The organism is Staphylococcus sp. EG-SA-2 (assembly GCF_017152085.1).
This window is the reverse complement of the sequence record NZ_JACYHC010000015.1, coordinates 1-582: the sequence shown is the minus strand read 5'-3', so window position 1 is coordinate 582 and position 582 is coordinate 1. Positions and strand designations below refer to the sequence as shown.

Here is a 582-nt window from a genome sequence, read left to right as displayed (position 1 = left end):
TTTCTTCTGGTAAAATATCTGCAATAACAGTATCTATGCCTACTTGTTTTGCAATGGCTTGAGCAGTGTTTTTATTATCGCCAGTTAACATGGCAACTTCAATGCCCATATCATGCAATTGTTTTATTGCATCTTTGGCATGATCTTTTACAGTATCTGCCACTGCGATGATACCAGTTAATGAATAATTAACAGCAATGAGCATAGCAGTTTTACCATCTCGTTCATAATATGTTAAATCATCAGAAATATGCTTAGGCAAGCTAATATCATTGTCAGCCATTAATTTACGGTTACCAACCAATATATGGTGATGATCAATCGTTGCTTCAATACCATGTCCAGGTACTGCTTTAAATGTTGTCGTCTCAGTTAATGTTAATTGCTTTTCTTTTGCATAATTGACAATGGCTTCTGCCAATGGGTGTTCAGAATCTTTTTCAGCAGTAGCAAGTAGTTGTAGCGTTTGATTGTCACCATGATAATCTGTCACGACTGGACGACCATTTGTAATGGTACCCGTCTTATCTAAAACGATGGTATCAATTTGATGTGTGCGTTCAACAAACTCGCCACCTTTAA

Annotated in this window: 1 protein-coding gene; it reads right to left on the bottom strand. The window is 36.8% G+C overall.

Annotated elements, in window-relative coordinates:
* The coding region (locus tag IDG60_RS00100; protein ID WP_206160336.1) for an HAD-IC family P-type ATPase at positions 1 to 582 on the bottom strand (582 nt) is incomplete at both ends.